This window comes from Pedobacter sp. (assembly GCF_035566355.1).
Classification (GTDB): domain Bacteria; phylum Bacteroidota; class Bacteroidia; order Sphingobacteriales; family Sphingobacteriaceae; genus Pedobacter.
The window spans coordinates 1-2,359 of record NZ_DATMRL010000153.1 but is presented as its reverse complement, the minus strand read 5'-3'; the positions used below and the strand labels follow the sequence as shown (position 1 = coordinate 2,359).

General features: G+C 42.3%; 3 protein-coding genes. All 3 read right to left on the bottom strand.

The window, feature by feature from the left end:
• On the bottom strand, nt 1-473 hold a 473-nt coding region (locus VNZ46_RS06060), incomplete at its 3' end, for a shikimate kinase (protein WP_325559206.1).
• Between the two features lie 3 nt (nt 474-476).
• On the bottom strand, nt 477-1,532 hold the full coding sequence (locus VNZ46_RS06055) for an ABC transporter permease (RefSeq protein WP_325559205.1): 1,056 nt from the start codon (nt 1,530-1,532) through the stop codon (nt 477-479).
• A 2-nt stretch (nt 1,533-1,534) separates the two neighbouring features.
• On the bottom strand, nt 1,535-2,359 hold an 825-nt coding region (locus VNZ46_RS06050), incomplete at its 5' end, for a BT_3928 family protein (protein ID WP_325559204.1).

The window sequence follows — 2,359 nt, the reverse complement described above, 5'->3', positions numbered from 1 at the left end:
TCTGCTGTCAGACTGATGCCATTAACCACCAGGGAAGCTTTCCGATAATAGGGATTTCTTTCTTCAAGTTTCTGTGTAATAAAATCAACAATCCCCTGTTCATCAAGATCTCTCAACAGCGGTCGCTTGGCTTTTCCGTTTTCCAGGCGTTTCGCCAGGGCCTCGGGTGACATTTCAATATAGATGGTAAGGCCATTTACGTTCATCCAGTCCATATTGTCGAAATAGCAAGGTGTACCTCCACCCGTGGCTATAACTGAGTTTTCCTGGTAAGGAAAAGTTTTCAGTGTTTGGCTTTCGAGCTCCCGGAAGGCTGCTTCTCCATGTACAGCAAAATAATCGCCCACGCTTGTACCAGCTTGTTTTTCGATTTCGTGATCCAGATCTACCAGTTCATACCCCAGCCGCGCTGATAATTTTTTGGCCAGTGTGGTTTTTCCACAACCCATAAATCCTGTTAAGAATATCTTCATTTTTTATACAAGCTTAACCCTTGGATCAACCAGGGCATATAATACGTCTACTAAAATATTGATCACTACAAATATAAAAGCTATAAATAATATAGAGCCCATTACTACCGGAAAATCAGACATTTCCAAAGCATTCACTGTTGCCCTTCCCAATCCGTTATATCCAAAAATATATTCTACAAAAAAGGACCCGGCCAATAAGGAGGCAAACCAGCCTGAAACAGCTGTGATAACCGGATTGAGTGCATTTCTAAGGGCATGTTTATAGATAATGGCATAACGGGGCAAACCTTTGGCCCTTGCGGTCCGGATATAGTCCTGCGAGAGTACGTCCAGCATGGTGCTTCTGGTGAGCTGGACAATAATAGCCAAGGGACGCAGGGCGAGTGTAAACATGGGCAGGATTAAATTCTTCCAGGTCATCACTTCTCCCTTAAAAGGATCGTAACTGTACAGACTGCCCGACATGTTTAATCCGGTGTAATCACTTAACACAAAACCAAACAACCAGGCAATAATAATACCAGCAAAAAAAGCTGGTGCAGAGATACCCAGGACGGCCAGGGCATTTGCAGTTTTATCTACCCAGGTATCTTTATAGAGTGCAGATACCACCCCAAGCAGGATACCGGCTATGGTGGCTACAATCATGGCAGTGAGGGCAAGAATAAAAGTATTGGGTACCGTTTCTTTAAGTATAGCGGTTACATCCCGTTTGGTTTGATAGGAACGCCGCAGATAAGGCCATTTGAGCACCGCTACCTCCACACCTATCCGAAAGAGCTTAACATAATGGTATTTTTGTTGATTTTCTTCGGTGTATTTATGACAAGAGAGTGGAGAAAGGTCATTGACGTACAGCAGAAATTGTTCTGGTTTGGACTTGTCCAGACCGAATTCCTTTCTTACGGCTTCCAGCGACTGTACATCAGACCGCTGCCCCATAGTCATCCGTGCGGGATCACCAGGTAAAATGTTAAACAATATGAAAACCACTACAACTACCCCTGCAATGACTGCAAGCCCATAAAGGAGCTTTTTAAGGGCATATTGAAACATGGTTATTTGCTGAAATATTGATCTGCCAGTGTATTAAATGAAGGGACAGTATTGTAATGCCATTTGTTGATCACTACACCGTTCTTCAGCAGCAGAACTCCCGGATTGGCCCGTACCATACTTTTTAAAGGTACCGCATCGCCATAAAAAATCTCTGTAAATAATTTCATTCTTTTGCTCAGAGCATCTGCATCCTGTGCAGAATTGGAAGTAAGCAGTACGGTTCTGATGTTAAATTGTTCAGTTGCATTGAGTGCAAGCGCATTCAATTTAGCCAGCGCTTTTTCATTAACATCGTCCAGATTATAACCAACAATGATCAGGTTATAGTAAGGATTTTCTATCAGTTCCTTGGTGTAATTTGTTCCGGAGGCATCACTGATCACCAGATCTTTAATCTTAGGTTCATATCCCTTTTTAATCAGTTTTTTATCTGGCTCCCCAACAATCTCCCAGGTGGTGTCTTTCCATATCTCTGTTTTCAGGTAATCTTTATCTGAAATGTCTTTCTTCTCTCCTGTTTTCTTGTTCTTCATGTGATACATCAGCTGATACTCATCCGGTGCAGCACCTTCAGGGATTTTCATCAGTTCCGGCAGATTTGCCCCTATTTTGTAAGGCAGGAAATCCAGAACCGGTAAACAGCTATAAGTGTAAACCGGAAAGATCAGTGCGGCCAGTATGATAATCGCAGAAACAGTTTTCTGTTGTGTTGCTTTTGTTAAAACAGGCTGTATACTTCCCCTGTGCTTATAAATAAAAACAATCAGGATCAGTAAAATGATGTCTTTACTGAAAGATTGCCATGGCGTTAAAGGAATAGCATC